Genomic DNA, 736 nt, shown 5'->3' on the forward strand with positions numbered 1-736 from the left:
GTATGCCTCACACACAAGCCTTCATTGAGCGTGATATCGCGGAATTAGTGCAAGCATTTGAAACTCAGAAGCAGGAGAAATAAGCCATGAAATGGGGAATTCTAGGAACCAGCTTTATCTCAGGCGTTATGGCAGATGCAATCAAAGGCGATGCTCAAAGTGAGCTGTACGCGGTTGCTGGTCGCACAGAAAAAACACTTGATGAGTTTGCAGCCCAGTACCAACCAACGCGCACCTTTAACAGCTATGACGCTCTTATTGAAGATGAGTCGGTTGATATCCTCTACATCGCACTACCAAACCACGTTCACCACGAGTACGTAATTAAAGCCGCTCAAAAGGGTAAAGCGATTCTGTGTGAAAAATCGTTATCAATTGATATGGATAAGACAGACGCGGCTTTAGCTGCGGTGAAAGAAGCGGGTGTTTTCTTTGCCGAAGGTTTGATGTACCTAAACCATCCAGTGATCGCCAAGCTGCACCAAGAGCTAGCAACTGGCGAAATTGGTGAAGTACGCTCAATTCAAGGTTCATACGTGGCGGCGATTGACCAGTTTGTGAATCCAGAAAGTAAGGGTGCGCTATATAACCTTGGTTGTTACCCAATGTCTCTGATTCACTCGGTCGCGCAACACCAGTTTGGCGAGAGTGTGTTTGAAAACGTAAAGATCTCTGCAATCGGTCGACGCGGCAACGATGGTAATATCTGCGAGTCGTCAGCGATGATGCGCTTCAA

The 736-nt window shown here is 46.9% G+C and carries 1 protein-coding gene and 1 pseudogene; both read left to right on the forward strand.

Features of this window, described 5'->3' with window-relative positions; all coding sequences use genetic code 11:
• Positions 1 to 83: pseudogene (locus tag KIV40_RS32010) on the forward strand (antibiotic biosynthesis monooxygenase); the annotation flags it as partial.
• A gap of 3 nt (positions 84 to 86) precedes the next feature.
• On the forward strand, positions 87 to 736 hold a 650-nt coding region (locus KIV40_RS32015; RefSeq protein ID WP_285353372.1), incomplete at its 3' end, for a Gfo/Idh/MocA family protein.

It is taken from the genome of Vibrio sp. D173a (assembly GCF_030248475.1).